This window comes from Bacillus atrophaeus (assembly GCF_039519175.1).
Taxonomy (GTDB): Bacteria; Bacillota; Bacilli; order Bacillales; family Bacillaceae; genus Bacillus; species Bacillus atrophaeus.
Genome location: NZ_CP154443.1, coordinates 4,136,576 through 4,151,147 on the forward strand (window position 1 = coordinate 4,136,576; position 14,572 = coordinate 4,151,147).

A 14,572-nucleotide genomic window follows, 5' to 3' on the forward strand; every position below is an offset into this window, starting at 1 on the left:
GGGGGATTATGGCGCTGAAGTTAGTCATTATAGGCGGGGGATCAAGCTACACACCAGAAATCATTGAAGGTATCATCAAACGGTATCAGCATTTTCCAGTGAAAGAGGTTGTCCTCGTCGACATTGAGGAAGGGGAAGAAAAAGTACGCATCACTTCAGAACTCGCGAAGCGAATGATCAAACATGCTGATGTTCCGATTGAATTGAGCTATACAAAAGATCGTGCGAGAGCGCTTAAACATGCGGATTTCGTCACGGTTCAAATAAGAGTCGGAGGATTGAATGCCAGATCGCTGGATGAAAGAATCCCGCTCAGCCATGGTCTTATCGGCCAAGAAACAAATGGAGCCGGCGGTATTTTTAAAGCTTTGCGGACCATTCCCGTCATGCTGGATATCGCTCGCGATATAAAGGAGATTTGTCCAGAAGCGTGGCTGATCAATTTTACAAATCCAGCAGGCATCGTAACTGAAGCTTTATTGAAACATGGATCCCATCAAAAAGTCATCGGGGTTTGCAATATTCCTTATAACATGAAAAACAGCATTGCAGAAATTTTCGACGTGAATGTGAACCGTGTCATGATTGAATTCGCAGGGCTTAACCATTTTGTCTTCGGACAAAAGGTATGGATTGATGGGGTAGACCGCACAGAAGAGGCAATAGGTCATCTATTGAATGACACCATAGACTATTCTCCTTCCAATATTGCGATGCTGCCTTGGAATCGCCAATTTTTACGTTCTTTGCGCATGCTTCCGAATCCGTATCATCAGTACTATTATCAGTATGAAGATGTACTCGCAAAAGATATCGAAGCATACAAGAACAAAGGGACACGCGCAGAAGCCGTCATGGACGTAGAAAAGCAGCTGTTTGAAAAATACAATGACGCAGACATCCATGAAAAGCCTAAAGAATTGGAAGAACGCGGCGGGGCTTATTATAGTGAAGCAGCCTGCTCATTAATGAACTCGCTTTATCATCATTCGATGGATATTCAGACCGTCAACACATTGAATAGAGGAAGCATACCAGATCTTCCACATGATGCGGTGATCGAAGTCAACAGTGTCATCACAAAAAGCGGCCCCATACCGCTGACAGTCGGAAAACTGCCAGATTCAATCAGCGGGACGGTGATCTCTATAAAAAAATTCGAACAATTAGTCATCGAAGCAGCGATCACGGGTGATGACAACATATTGTATTCCGCTATGATCATGAATCCACTGATTCCCTCTGATCATAAAGCCCAATCGGTGATGAATGAAATGCTTGAGGCTCATAAACGTTATCTCCCGCAGTTCTTTAAGGAGGCTGTACATGATGAAACAAAATAAAACCATGGCGTTCATCGAATCTAAAATCATGCCGATCGCTGGAAGAATCGGCTCCCAAAGGCACTTAATTGCCATACGCGATGGATTCATTGCCATTATGCCTTTAATCATCATCGGCTCTCTTGCCATACTGATCAATCATTTCCCTATACCGGCATTTCAAGATTTCATGACGGGTCTTTTTGGAGAAGGATGGACGGCTGCCGGCGGAGCTATATGGAATGGATCATTTGCTATTTTAAGTTTGCTGGCTGTTGCAGCTATCAGTTTCAAGCTTGCAGAGTCTTATAAGACTGATGGTCTTTCTGCCGCATTAATCGGGGTCGGGGCATTCGCCGTACTTACGCCGACGACAGAAGACTTTGGTTTTTCAATGACTTGGCTGGGGGCTCAAGGTCTTTTCGTTGGATTAATCGTGGCTTTGCTATCAACGGAAGCATTCAGGCTCTTCTCTCAAAATGAGAAACTTAAAATCAAAATGCCTGATGGTGTACCTGATGGCGTTACAAAATCCTTGAACGCTTTATTGCCGGCTGCTGTGATATTGGCGACAGCAGGATTACTTAACACCCTGATCGTTTATTTTTTCGGACAAAGCATCCACGAGCTAGTCTTCAGCTCGATCCAGGAGCCGCTGCAAGGCCTTTCCAACACGATTGGATCCGCTTTGATTTTCACTTTTTTGAATCATTTGCTTTGGTTTTTCGGATTGCACGGAACAAATATTCTGGGACCGATCATGGAATCCATCTATCTTCCGCTCATTCAGGAAAATCAACATTTATTCTCGCAAGGAATGAGCGCTTTTGAAGTGCCTTATATCGTGACCAAGCCCTTCTTTGATTCTTATGTGTTTATGGGAGGATCGGGGACGACATTGGCTTTGCTCGCTACTATTTTCATCGGCGTGAAATCGAAACACTACAAAACAATCGGAAAGGTATCCTTCGCACCCGGCCTTTTTAACATTAATGAACCTATTCTGTTCGGACTTCCTATCGTATTAAATCCGATTATGTTCATTCCATTTTTATTGATTCCATTAGTTTTAACGGTTACGTCGTACATCGCTTTAGCCTGTGGACTCGTTCCGAAAACTGTAGCCATTCTCCCGTGGACGACGCCGCCGATTGTCAGCGGTTATCTCGTAACCGGAGGATCAATCCGGGGAGTCTTTCTGCAAATCTTCAACTTGGTGCTGGCTGTCTTGCTCTACCTGCCATTCATTAAAGCAGCAGAACGAGCCGCTCTGCATCAGGCAACAAAATAACTAAACAAGGGGGTCATTTCATGGCGGACACACTCCATTTAGAACAGGTCTCTTTTGAAATCATCTTGCATGCTGGAAATGCGCGTTCATCTGCAATGGAAGCATTACAGCATGTGAAAAATAACGAGTACGATTCAGGGAATCAAAAGATCCAAGAAGCAGAAGCGGAACTGCTTCAAGCGCATCAGGCGCAAACCCGCTTATTGCAAAAAGAAGCACAAGGCGAAGGCCTTTCACCCAATCTATTGTTAATCCATGCACAAGACCATTTGATGACGTCAATGACTGTAAAAGATGTAGCGAAAGAAATGATTCATTTATATCAAGAGCTGAGGAGTGGAAAACAAAAATGAAGATAGCACTTGTATGTTCTGCCGGCATGTCGACCAGCATGCTGGTGAAAAAAATGAGAGAAGAAGCGGAAAACCGTGAAATAGTCGCTGAAATCAACGCTTATGCTGAAGCGGATTTACAAAGCCATATGAATGATATTGATGTCATATTGATCGGACCTCAAGTCCGCTATTTAAAAACACAAATTGCAGAACGAGCGAAACAATACCAGATACCGGTCGATATCATTGACCAAATGGCATATGGAATGATGAACGGAGCAAAAGTTCTGGACCAAGCGATCGAGCTGACACAATAATGTCTTCTCTTCACACTAAAAACAACCCATTTTCTTTTGAAAACGGGTTGTTTTTAATAAATAAACGACGGTTTCGTTAGAAATCGTCGTTTCTGATTGTTGACAACATCCTGACTCGGGAAAAATCCTCTACAAAAAAGGAAAAGATAGAGCGAAGCTTTGCAAATTCAAAACAGCTGCATGGACTTCGCTACTGCCGGTTGAGGGGAAAACGAAATGTGAACGAACAAGTTTTCCTCACAGCCGCTTGCCAGAATATGAAGAAGATTGCCACACACCTAGCGAAGCTAGACTAGGGGTGTGGGAGGCCTTTTTCTGTTTCTTTCATAAAGATGAAAAACACATTAAAACCATTTAAAACAAAAAAGCTTGTAGAAAAACATAGGTTTCTCTACAAGCTGACTGCCGGATAATTCCGGCAGTTTTTTATTTAGCGGTTGTGCATATTGCGAAGCCTAGTAAACGTCCCGTTATCTGTGAGCACTTGAACGGACCGGCCGTCAGCAAAGTTCTGCGCCGCTTTTTCTACTTGGTTTTTGTCATCGTTCGAAAAAGCATTGGCGCTTCTGACTGCAATAATGACTCTGTCATCTGTTACCATTACTTGGCTGTCACTGACATCATTCACTTGTTTAACACGGTTTGCGATCTTTGCAGCCAGCCTTTTGTTCTCTTCTTTTTCATAACCATTAAAAGTCATGTGATTATGGTAGTTCATGTCTCCATGGCTGTATGTCCCGTCAGTTGCTATAGGCAAACGGCCATTCTCTTGATTACCGTTGCGGTCGGCCACATTCGTTGTATTGTTTCGGCCGTCCGCATCTTCCATCAGCTCCGAAACAGGGCCGTCGTGATCCATTCCGTCTCCCCGTCTGTCGGCATCATTTTCATTGGAGTAGTAGCCTATCGGCCGGGCGCCGTTATTATTATTTCCAGAATCATTCAAGGCGTCGTTGGTACCGCAAGCTGTCAGACCTGCTGTTAACAACATGAGACCCGCTATGCTTACCTTTTTACCCAAAGGAAAAACCCCCCCGCATGATAAGATTTTCTCTCCTGAGCGTTTGCGCTCTTTTTTATCATGTGCGCGAAAGGGTCATGTTAAGCTTGTCAGTTATGACCAGTGAAATGGAAAACAATAAAAAAAGGAACGATTTACATCGTCCCAAAAGGATCAATCTTCTTCCTCATCCGGCCGGCCGAACATCTGGTTTGGCGCGGGCTGATTTGGCCCAAACGCCCCTGCGCCATACGGATTTGCTCCGCCGTAAGGCATCTGCGGCGCTCCATAAGCTCCGGCTCCCGGGAAACCCGGTCCTTGGGGATATGGATAGTGCTGATCATCGTCACATCCGCAATCATCATGGTCCTTAAATTGCGGTGCATTCTCATAACCATGAGCCACATTCGGCTGATAGTGATAAGGGCTTTGGGCTTGAGGACCGCCGTATCCTCCCATATGTCCGCCATAATGCGATGCATACGGCATTTGGCCATAAGGAGCTCCGTAGGCATGTGCTCCATATTGAGGCGCGTACGGAGCGCCATATGACGGATAATGGTGCTGAGAATAATGATGGTGGTCATCATTTTCATGGTGCTTATTTTCATATCCCCCATGGCCGTACCCGGCTGGCGAGACAAAGCCCGGCTGATATCCGTATGGCTGATGTACCGGATATGCATGCGGTGCAGGATAACACGGGTAACATAAACCCGAACCCGGCAGCACCGGCGAAATAGGAACAGGACAAGGCGCGAAATGAACCGGATGATGATGATGGTAATACGGCTCCGGCCCCGGCATATTCGGAACTGCGTGATGAATATTTTCTTCTTCTAAACCGCCAACATCGGGCGCCTTTGGCATGTTAGGCATATTCGGATAATTAGCATTTTCCATATTATTCATTGCCTCCTGATGTGGAAATTGGTCTTGCAGATAATGCTCATTTTCAGTGTTCTCAAAATGATACTTTTCAGGTTCCTCCGGTTTTGGAGGCGACCAAGGCTGAAACAGCTGATTGACATTATAATAATCATTGGTATCAGCTTCCGGATACACATCTTCATGCTGCTGAGGCATTGGCGGCACATATGGCACGGACTGTTTTTCTTTTGGCTTTGTGTCTTCTATGTCCACAACTGATTTCGGTTTCTCTTTTGAATAAGGATGCTCATGTTTCGGTGAAGCCTCTGATGACGGCCCTTGGCCAGTCGGCTCCTTCCTTACCGGGACACCTCCTGAAGGCACTTTTATTTTCATTCCAGGCATGATTAAGTCCGGATTGCTGAGCTGTGTATTCAATTTTTTCACTTCTTCAAAATCTACTCCGTATTTTTCAGCTATCTTCCAGAGCGAATCGCCTTTTTGAACGATATGAATTTTCAACGTTTTCCCCTCCTATGCAAAACGTGAACAGTTCATCTGTCATTACAATATGTTTCTTCACAATGTATGTTCAAACGTTTAGAGTTATGATCAAAACTTGTTTTCAGGAGGGGAACTTTTTTCTTTTTAGTCCTTATGTGTTTTTCAGCATTCGGTTTAAAGCTAAAAGCGCATCTTTTTGAATGGTTTCTGAAACTTTAATAACGCCGGCAGGCTCTCCTTTTTCAATTTGTTCCAAAGACCAAAGCAAATGCGGCAGATCAATTCTGTTCATTGTAAGGCACGGACACATGTCCGGGTTCAGCGACATAATTTGTTTATCAGGGTGCTCCTGAATGATGCGCTGCACTAGGTTCATTTCTGTGCCGATCGCCCATTTGGTTCCCGGCTCTGCCCTATTGATCGCTTCGATAATATATTTGGTTGATCCGCTGTCATCACTAAGAGCCACCACTTCGTGTGAGCATTCGGGGTGAACGATAATTTGAATATCAGGATCACGCTCTCTCAGATCAGCAATGTTTTTTACTGTGAATTTTTCATGGACTGAGCAATGCCCTTTCCACAGAATCACTTTCATTTGCTCATGGTTGTATTCGGTTTGTAATTCCTCATGAATCGGGTCCCAGACTGCCATGTATTCAAGAGGAATGCCGAGGTCAAATGCGGTATTTCTCCCTAAATGCTGGTCAGGCAAAAACATAATTCTTTCTTTTTGCGCAAATGCCCATTCCAGCACTTTTTTCGCATTGGAAGAAGTTACGGTCGCTCCCCCATGCTTCCCGACAAAAGCTTTAATTTCGGCTGTGGAATTGACATAAGTTAAAGGTATGATCGTATCGCCGTATGTATGCTGAAGTTTTTCCCACGCCCTGTTCGTCTGCTGCATATTAGCCATGTCCGCCATGGAACATCCTGCCCGCATGTCAGGCAGAATGACCGTTTGATGTTTTTCAGTCAGCATATCTGCGGTTTCAGCCATAAAATGAACGCCGCAAAATACAATATAATCTGCGTCCTTATTCTTTTCAGCAATTTGGGCAAGCTGAAGAGAATCGCCTGTTTCATCAGCGAATTGGATGACCTCGTCCTTTTGATAATGGTGCCCGGGAATAAACAGCCTTTTGCCAAATTTTCGCTTGATATGTGCCACACGCTTCTCCATTTCCTCTCTGGACAGCTCTTTATAGCGATCCGGCATCATCCCTTCAACTTGTTTGATGGCATCAAGAATTGACATGATGGATCCCTCCGTTTTTAATTTGTACATCCATACTGATATCCAGGCTTTGCACAGAATGAGTCAGACACCCTAATGAAATAAACTGTACACCGGTGCCTTTATAAGATGGCAGTGTTTCTAACGAAATCCCGCCTGAAGCTTCCGTTTTGATATGATGAGGTGTGATTTCCGCAAAATGCCTGACAGTGTCTGGCGGGCAGTTATCAAACATGATGACATCTGCACCAGCCAAAATCGCCTCTCGCAGCTGCTCTTCAGATTCAATTTCTACTTCAATATTTACCATGTGTCCGGCCGCCCGGCGCGCTCTTTCACAAGCCTTCTGAATGGAACCGCAGGCGGCAATATGATTATCTTTAATCATCATTCCGTCATATAAGCCAAACCGATGATTATAGCCGCCGCCAACACGGACAGCATACTTTTCCAACATTCTTAGCCCCGGTGTCGTTTTTCTCGTGTCACACAGCTTAATGTTCGGATCATCAAGCCTATCAACGGCATGCTTTGTCATCGTCGCAATCCCGGAAAGCCTTTGAATCAGATTTAAGATCACTCGTTCTCCAGTAAGCAAGGCTGCCGCCGGGCCGCTTAATGCAGCGATGGCGTCTCCTTTACGCACCGTATCTCCATCTTCTTTTTTCAGGACGGTTCGCACTTCCTTATCTATAAGGGCATATCCTTCTTTAATAATTGAGCCTCCCGCGAAGATTCCGTTCGATTTGGCAATGATAAAAGCCTCGCAGGAGTGTCCTGAAAAGATCGCCTGAGACGTGAGATCCCCTGTTCCAATATCTTCTTGAAAGAAATATTCCAGCATTTTCTTCAGCTGTAAACGGTCCATCGTTTCCAAATCCCTTCATTTTGTCTTATAACAGTTCCATGCTTTGATTGAATGATTTGTTTTCCCCGCCAATGGTTGTCGGTTTCAGGAAAATCGGAGCGAAAATGCGCGCCCCTGCTTTCTTCTCTTAATAAAGCAGATGAGGTCATCAGCTTTGCGACCTGCCATAAATGAGAACACTCTAATTGTTCAATTGTGATATCCTTCACATTAATTTCCTGCGAAGGCAAGGTGTTAAGCCAGTCTGACAAACTCTTCAGCCCATCCTTTTTTCTTGTGATCGACATGTCGACTGTCATTCTTTCTTGCAGCTGATGAAGCGGAATTTCTGGTACGTGATAGACGGCGTTTATCGGACGGTCTGTTTTTTTATTCCAACGGCCTGCTGGTTTTTTGTTGATATGTTCAGCAGCTCTTTTTCCAAACACAAGCGCTTCAAGCAATGAATTGCTAGCTAATCGGTTTGCTCCGTGAAAGCCGGTGCACGCTGTTTCGCCTATTGCATATAGATCAGGGACTGATGTTTCTCCCCATTTGTTGACTGAGACGCCTCCCATTAAAAAATGCATGCCCGGAGCCACGGGAATTCTATCCTCGTTAACAGAAATTCCCGCCTTGCGGCAAATGCCTGTGATTGTAGGAAAACGTGTTTCGAAATGAGGGATGCGACTTCTGTCCATATAAATTCGGCTGCCTTTTATCATCTCTTCATGGATGACTCTTGAAACCACGTCTCTTGGCGCAAGATCTTCTAACGGATGTCTTCCTGCCATGATGCGTCTCCCATTTTCATCGGTTAAAAATCCCCCTTCACCTCTGACTGCCTCTGAAACGAGACCGTAGGAAACTCCGTTTTTCACAAGCAGCGTGGGATGAAACTGGGTAAATTCTAAATCTGTTAATTCAGCCCCCGCCCGGTAAGCGAGTGAAAGCCCGTCACCAGTAATTGTTTGATCATTCGTATGGTATCGGAACAGGCTGCCGCATCCTCCTGCGGCAAGCACCACATGATCCGCCCGTCTAGCCTTAATGCGGCCGCCGCTATCTTTGGTTATGACACCCGCACAGCGGCCGTCCTCGATCAATAAATCGACTGCTGTTTCATACTCCTTTACTTGATTGCCTTTTTGTATGTTCTCAAGCAAATAATCAATTAACAGCCTGCCAGTGGCATCCCCGCCCGCGTGAAAAATGCGGTTGAATGAGTGTGCGCCTTCCTTGCCGAGACGATACTCTCCATCTCCGTCCCGATCAAACGGAAAACCGTTCTTCAGCAATTCATGAATAATCGTCTTTCCCTCGCTTATAATCTCTGCCGTCAGTTTTCCATCATTATGGCCGCATCCGGCATACAAAGTATCTTCGGTATGAGCTGCAACCGAATCTCCTTCCAAATGAGAAGCGGCGATGCCTCCTTGGGCAAATGCAGAATTGCTGTTTTTTTTACTTTTTTTCGTTATGACCGTCACATTGTTTGCGGGCAGTAAGGCGGAAGCTAAGAAAAGTGCCGCTGCCCCAGAACCAATGACTATAACCTTCTTTCCAGACATAAACCGCCCTCCTGTTATTTACACCTGTCTTGACACCTATATTTACACAGAGATAAAATAAACTCAAGAGTTTTTTATTTTGAACGGATAGGAGACTGACATCATGATCTATTTGGATTTTGCAGCGTCAACACCGATATGCAGTGAGGCCCTTCTGGTGTTCAACCAGCTGAGCACCGATATTTACGGGAATGCGAGCAGTCTTCACGATGCGGGCGGAGAAGCGAAACTTATAGTAGATTACAGCCGGAGAAAAATAGCGGAGCTGATCGGGGGATCGGCTGAAGGGATTTATTTTACTAGCGGCGGGACGGAAGCTAATATGCTGGCCATACAGTCTTTATTAAACGGGCTGCCTGAACAAAAAAGACACTTTATTACTACTGCTATGGAACATCAATCTATTCATAACACAGCCGCCTTTCTCGCTAATCAGGGCTTTGATATTACAACCATTGAGCCTGACGAATATGGACATATTACCAGGGAAATATTAGAATCGCACCTCCGCCCCGAGACGGGATTGGTATCGATTCAGCATGCCAATTCAGAAACAGGGGTTGTCCAGGATATTCGGAGCATTTCAGCACTCCTCCATGAAAAAGATATCCTGCTTCATTGCGATGCTGTCCAAACCTTTGGGAAAATTCCGATTGATGCAGATGATTCAGGGATTGACGCTCTTTCTGTTTCAAGCCATAAAGTTTACGGCCCAAAAGGAGTCGGCGCCGTTTATATTCGGCCGGGTATCAATTGGAAGCCTGTGTATCCGTATACTCTGCATGAAGACGGATTCAGGGCCGGGACAGTGAATGTGCCTGGGATAGGAGCTTTTGCTGAGGCAGCGGAGCACACAGTGAACCACTTGTCTCAAAACATTACGCATTATCAAAACTTACGGCGTTATTTCCTGAAACAGATCAGGATACGCTCCCTTCCCGTGACGCTTGCATTGGAAGACTCAAAAGCCTATTGCCTCCCCCATATTGTCGGGTGTTTTTTTCACTCCTTTGAAGGACAATATGTTATGTTAGAATGTAATCGTAATAATATTTGCATTTCAACCGGAAGCGCTTGTTCTGCGGGATACCATGGACCTTCTCAAACAATGAAAGCTTTGAAAAAGACGGAACAGGAAGCGCTCCAATTTATTCGCATTTCTTTCGGGAACACGACAACAACCGAACAGCTGGACTTATTATTACATACGTTTACATTGCTGCAGAAGCAAAAGAAAGGAGATCATGATTTTGACAGAAAGAGTAAAGCTTACGGGCGCCAGCAGGCGTGACAAGCTTCTTCTTTGGCTAAAAGAATCCACATCACCGCTTACGGGAGGGCAACTGGCGAAACAAGCGAATGTTTCAAGACAGGTGATTGTGCAGGATATTTCACTTTTAAAAGCTAAAAATGAACCGATCATTGCTACCAGCCAAGGATATGTATATATAGATTCAACCGGACAGCAGCAGGCGGCGGAAAAAATCGTAGCATGCCTGCATGGCCCGGAACGGACTGAAGAAGAGCTGCAGCTTATTGTAGATGAGGGCGTAACGGTGAAAGATGTGATCATTGAACACCCTGTGTACGGAGATTTAACCGCTTCCTTACGGGTCGGCACCCGGAAAGAAGTACAGCATTTCATGAAAAAAATCAATTCAACGAATGCCTCGTACTTATCGCAGCTGACCAATGGCGTTCACCTTCACACTTTAACGGCTTCTGATGAGCACCGGATTCAACAGGCTTGCCAGGCACTGGAAGCAGCCGGCATTTTAATCACAGACTAAAAAAAGCCCTTCTGAGGGCTTTTTTTCTACAGCTTGTATGACTGATAGTTTCCAAGAAGCTTCACACTGCATCCCAGCGTTTCAAGCTCTTGAATGGCTCCCGGAATCAATACAGCATCAAGCGCCATTTCGATATCAATAATAAAGAAATAATGGCCTAATCCTGTCTTTGTCGGACGGGATTCTATTTTTGAAAGGTTTAAATTTCTCCATGAAAAAGCCGATAACACTCTGTGAAGCGCTCCTGATTGGTCATCCTGAGGCAGCGTGACCATAAGCGTCGTTTTTGGTCTGGAGACTAAATGCGGGTTGACTTCATACCCCGCGTTCTCATCAGGAGACAAGATAACAAATCTGGTATGATTATCTCTGTAATCCTGAATATCATGCTTTACGATTTTTAATCCGTATGTAGCAGCCGCCATTTCATTGGCAATGACACCGATATTAAGCTGCGGATTTTCACTGACATACTTTGCCGCCGCTCCGGTCGATTTGGCATATTCATATGGCACTGTTTTAAAATGCTTGTGGAGAAACTTGTGGCATTGTGCAATGGCATGAGAATGCGAGTATATTTGCTCCAGGCTCTCCCATTTGTTCTCTCTGGAGGGATGAACGAGCAAATGCTGATGAATCGGCAGCGTCATTTCACCCACAATGGGTAATGGCTGCTCATGTATTAAGTAGTCTATCGTTAAGTTAACAGAACCCTCCAATGCATTTTCTAAAGGCACAAAGGCGAAATCAATTTCTCCCGCCACTGCCGCATCCATGCATTCCGGGATCGTGTGGTACGCAACATGAGTGACGTCGTTTTGAAAACAAGAACTGACTGCTAAATGTGTAAATGTAGCTTCTGGACCTAAGTAACCGACTTTCATATGTAAACTCTCTCCCCTTACGCACCTGAACCTAAGATTTCGACTTTTTCTACAAAATCAAACTTTCTCAGTTTATTCATTAAGGTATGAATGTCCTCTTCCATTGCCGATGTACTGATTGACAGCGTTACATTTGCTCTTCCCTGAAGCGGGATGGTTTGGTGAATGGAAAGAACGTTGCTTCCGGAGTCAGCTACAGCTTGAAGCAGCTGTGATAACGCGCCTGACCTGTCCTCTAAATGAAAAAAAAGCGTGATAATTTGTTCTTTCACCATTGTGTAAAAAGGAAAAACCGCATCTCTGTATTTATAGAACGCGCTTCTGCTTAAATCTACCTTTTGAACGGCGTCCGCAACAGATTCTGCCTTTTTTCTGTCAATTAGTTTCTTGACTTCGAGGGTTTTTCTCATAGCTTCAGGCAAAACGTCTTCACGGACAAGATAAAACGTCTCCTCTTTCACTTGCATCCCTCCTTTTTACATAAGAGAGCCCGGCTTGCAGGCTCTCTACGTGTATTAATCAATAAATTCAAACTCAAATTCGAGGAGCCTGATAATATCTCCGTCTTTTGCCCCGCGTTCTCTCAGTGCTTCATCTACACCCATTCCGCGCATCTGTCTGGCGAAACGTTTGACTGATTCGTCTCTGGAGAAGTCTGTCATTTTGAATAACCGCTCAAGACTGTCTCCTGAAAGCACAAATACACCGTCAGGGTCTCGGGTAATTTCAAATGGCGATTCCTCATCTTCCATTGTGTACATAACGCGATTTTCCGCCAGCTCTTCCTCATTGTAAAGAGGGAATTCAGGAGTTGTTTCCAATTGGTTGGCGATTTCAAACAGAAGATCACGAAGACCGCTTCTTGTCACCGCACTGATTGGAAAAACGGGATAGTCATCTGTCAGCTTTTCTTTAAAAGCCGCCAGATGTTCTTCCGCCTCAGGCACGTCCATTTTATTGGCAACAATAATTTGCGGACGCTCTGTCAGCCGAAGGTTATACTGGCTCAGCTCCTGATTAATGGTCAGATAATCCTCGTAAGGGTCCCGGCCTTCCAAGCCTGACATATCAATGACATGCACAATTACGCGAGTCCGCTCAATATGGCGCAAAAATTGGTGTCCAAGTCCGACACCTTCATGGGCTCCTTCGATTAATCCCGGCAAATCTGCCATAACAAAACTGCGGCCATCATCAGTTTCAACCATGCCTAGATTCGGCACTAGCGTTGTAAAATGATAATCCGCGATTTTCGGCTTTGCTGAAGATACAACGGACAGCAACGTCGATTTTCCAACACTCGGGAAGCCAACAAGCCCGACATCTGCGAGCACTTTTAATTCAAGCACGATATACCGCTCTTTCCCTGGCTCGCCTTGCTCTGAAAGCTGCGGAGCGGGATTGGCCGGCGTCGCGAAACGTGTATTTCCTCTTCCGCCTCTTCCGCCTCTTGCGATCACCGCTATTTGTCCGTGCTCTGTCAAATCAGCAATGACCTGCTTTGTATCATCATCTGTAACGACAGTGCCCGGCGGAACTTTAATCACCATATCATCAGCGTTGCGGCCATGCTGATTTTTAGACATGCCATGCTCTCCGCGAATCGCTTTAAAGTGCCTTTGATATCTGAAATCCATTAACGTCCGGAGACCTTCATCCACCTGAAAAACGACGTCGCCGCCTTTTCCTCCGTCACCGCCGGCAGGTCCGCCTTTCGGAACATATTTTTCACGGCGAAACGCAACCATACCGTTGCCGCCGTCGCCGCCCTTTACATACACTTTCACCTGATCTACAAACATAATGTCCTCCGTTCTAAACCGTAAAAAAACACCGCTAATTCATCCCAATTTCAACCAGACACTCGTGACTGGTCATCTCAAAACGCATGACGTCAAAATCCTCGTACCCGGCCTTCCGAAACTCGTCAAATGCGCTTGCATTGTCAAAAGCTCCATGAAAGTCAAGGTACAGGATAAGCTGTTTGTCAGGATGGTCTGTTTGCAGCGATACGGTCAGATGATTTTCACTTTCTTTACTAACCGCCTGATCAAATATATGAAAAAGCTTCCTCATCAGTTTTGCCAATTTCACATCATAGGCAGACATATCCTTAATATCTCCGAGCACTTCATATTCAAGCGTCATATATTGGGCTTTCCAATTAAACGTGAGAAAATCAAATGCTAAATGCGGTGTTTTCAGGTTTGAGAGCTTTGATTCATGCTTTGCATCAATGACCATTTCATCAATGATTTCAAAAACACGGTCATATTTCTGCAAGCTTAAGTTTCCTTTAATGAGCTGCAGCTTATTCATCCAATCATGCCTTGAATGGCTGAGCAGATGGATAAGCTCGTTTGTTAAAGCTGTTTCGCTGAGATTTTCTTCTTGTTTTCTTGATACATCCTTCATTTTCGCACTCCCAATCATTTGAATTTCTATTTAGGAGTCTGTATAAGTGTGTACTATGAATTATAACAGAGAAGGCAATGTTAGAAAAACACTTGTTTTTCCTAGAAAATCATGTTCCTTTTTTCTGAGCATGCTTCTTTTGCAGCCAGGCAGAAACATTTTGTGTATTACTGCTTGGGGAACATTCCA

At 44.8% G+C, this 14,572-nt stretch carries 15 protein-coding genes and 1 pseudogene; 7 read left to right on the forward strand and 9 right to left on the reverse strand.

The features are described 5' to 3' along the window. Positions 1-8 precede the first annotated feature (8 nt). The 5 genes and pseudogenes from AAHT65_RS20900 to AAHT65_RS20920 all read left to right on the forward strand — a co-directional run. Positions 9-1,343, forward strand: coding sequence for a 6-phospho-beta-glucosidase (locus AAHT65_RS20900; protein ID WP_343310763.1), 1,335 nt, complete (start codon positions 9-11; stop codon positions 1,341-1,343). Continuing rightward, positions 1,330-2,613 carry a PTS cellobiose transporter subunit IIC gene (celB, locus tag AAHT65_RS20905; RefSeq protein WP_343311570.1) on the forward strand — a complete coding sequence of 428 codons (1,284 nt, stop codon included), beginning with the start codon at positions 1,330-1,332 and terminating at the stop codon, positions 2,611-2,613. Before AAHT65_RS20900 ends, celB begins: the two co-directional genes overlap by 14 nt. 20 nt (positions 2,614-2,633) lie before the next feature. Further along, a complete protein-coding gene (locus AAHT65_RS20910; protein ID WP_003325265.1) occupies positions 2,634-2,966 on the forward strand; it encodes a PTS lactose/cellobiose transporter subunit IIA in 333 nt (110 codons plus the stop codon). After that, positions 2,963-3,265, forward strand: coding sequence for a PTS sugar transporter subunit IIB (locus tag AAHT65_RS20915; RefSeq protein ID WP_003325264.1), 303 nt, complete (start codon positions 2,963-2,965; stop codon positions 3,263-3,265). Before AAHT65_RS20910 ends, AAHT65_RS20915 begins: the two co-directional genes overlap by 4 nt. A 134-nt stretch (positions 3,266-3,399) precedes the next feature. Continuing rightward, positions 3,400-3,561, forward strand: a pseudogene (locus tag AAHT65_RS20920) (transposase); the annotation flags it as partial. A gap of 134 nt (positions 3,562-3,695) precedes the next feature. Here the strand turns inward: AAHT65_RS20920 and AAHT65_RS20925 are convergent. From AAHT65_RS20925 to nadB, 5 genes are all read right to left on the reverse strand, one after another. Then, complete coding sequence (locus AAHT65_RS20925) at positions 3,696-4,286, reverse strand: YhcN/YlaJ family sporulation lipoprotein (RefSeq protein WP_061670236.1); 591 nt, start codon at positions 4,284-4,286, stop codon at positions 3,696-3,698. Positions 4,287-4,439: 153 nt separating this feature from the next. After that, positions 4,440-5,657, reverse strand: coding sequence for a spore coat assembly protein SafA (gene safA, locus AAHT65_RS20930; RefSeq protein WP_343310764.1), 1,218 nt, complete (start codon positions 5,655-5,657; stop codon positions 4,440-4,442). Positions 5,658-5,790: 133 nt separating this feature from the next. After that, entirely contained in the window at positions 5,791-6,897 is a 1,107-nt protein-coding gene (nadA, locus tag AAHT65_RS20935) for a quinolinate synthase NadA (RefSeq protein ID WP_106270854.1), read from the reverse strand. Continuing rightward, positions 6,884-7,744 carry a carboxylating nicotinate-nucleotide diphosphorylase gene (gene nadC / locus AAHT65_RS20940; RefSeq protein WP_343310765.1) on the reverse strand — a complete coding sequence of 287 codons (861 nt, stop codon included), beginning with the start codon at positions 7,742-7,744 and terminating at the stop codon, positions 6,884-6,886. Before nadC ends, nadA begins: the two co-directional genes overlap by 14 nt. Continuing rightward, positions 7,726-9,294: an L-aspartate oxidase gene (gene nadB, locus AAHT65_RS20945; protein ID WP_343310766.1), complete on the reverse strand. Its 1,569-nt coding sequence runs from the start codon at positions 9,292-9,294 to the stop codon at positions 7,726-7,728. Before nadB ends, nadC begins: the two co-directional genes overlap by 19 nt. Before the next feature lie 103 nt (positions 9,295-9,397). On the opposite strand from nadB, the gene AAHT65_RS20950 reads away from it, so the two are divergent. After that, positions 9,398-10,585 carry an IscS subfamily cysteine desulfurase gene (locus tag AAHT65_RS20950; protein WP_343310767.1) on the forward strand — a complete coding sequence of 396 codons (1,188 nt, stop codon included), beginning with the start codon at positions 9,398-9,400 and terminating at the stop codon, positions 10,583-10,585. After that, a complete protein-coding gene (locus AAHT65_RS20955) occupies positions 10,545-11,084 on the forward strand; it encodes a transcription repressor NadR (protein WP_010789366.1) in 540 nt (179 codons plus the stop codon). Before AAHT65_RS20950 ends, AAHT65_RS20955 begins: the two co-directional genes overlap by 41 nt. Before the next feature lie 26 nt (positions 11,085-11,110). On the opposite strand, the gene pheA is transcribed toward AAHT65_RS20955, so the two are convergent. From pheA to AAHT65_RS20975, 4 genes are read right to left on the reverse strand one after another with little or no spacing between them, the layout of a single operon-like run. Continuing rightward, positions 11,111-11,968 carry a prephenate dehydratase gene (pheA, locus tag AAHT65_RS20960; RefSeq protein WP_088117675.1) on the reverse strand — a complete coding sequence of 286 codons (858 nt, stop codon included), beginning with the start codon at positions 11,966-11,968 and terminating at the stop codon, positions 11,111-11,113. Positions 11,969-11,985: 17 nt separating this feature from the next. Further along, positions 11,986-12,429 (reverse strand): transcriptional regulator ThrR, encoded by a 444-nt coding sequence (thrR, locus tag AAHT65_RS20965; RefSeq protein ID WP_003325254.1) that lies wholly within the window; start codon positions 12,427-12,429, stop codon positions 11,986-11,988. A gap of 54 nt (positions 12,430-12,483) precedes the next feature. Continuing rightward, complete coding sequence (gene obgE / locus AAHT65_RS20970) at positions 12,484-13,770, reverse strand: GTPase ObgE (RefSeq protein ID WP_003325253.1); 1,287 nt, start codon at positions 13,768-13,770, stop codon at positions 12,484-12,486. A gap of 34 nt (positions 13,771-13,804) precedes the next feature. After that, positions 13,805-14,383 carry a sporulation initiation phosphotransferase B gene (locus AAHT65_RS20975; protein ID WP_010789368.1) on the reverse strand — a complete coding sequence of 193 codons (579 nt, stop codon included), beginning with the start codon at positions 14,381-14,383 and terminating at the stop codon, positions 13,805-13,807. Positions 14,384-14,572 lie beyond the last annotated feature (189 nt).